Raw genomic sequence first — 249 nt, forward strand, 5'->3', positions numbered from 1 at the left:
ATTACTAGCGATTCCAGGTGCATGTACGCGAGGTGGAGCCTACAATCCGAACTGAGATGTGTTTTATGAGATTAGCTCCACCTCGCGGTCTTTCAGCTCTTTGTACCGTCCATTGTAGCACGTGTGTAGCCCAGGTCATAAGGGGCATGATGATTTGACGTCATCACCACCTTCCTCCGGTTTGTCACCGGCAGTCACCTTAGAGTGCCCCACTTAATGATGGCAACTAGGCTCAAGGGTTGCGCTCGT

Annotated in this window: 1 rRNA gene; it reads right to left on the reverse strand. The window is 51.4% G+C overall.

Features of this window, described 5'->3' with window-relative positions:
* Window positions 1-249 (reverse strand): 16S ribosomal RNA (locus JDS80_RS30960); the annotation flags it as partial.

It is taken from the genome of Bacillus cereus group sp. N8 (assembly GCF_016483685.1).
Lineage (GTDB): Bacteria > Bacillota > Bacilli > Bacillales > Bacillaceae_G > Bacillus_A > Bacillus_A proteolyticus.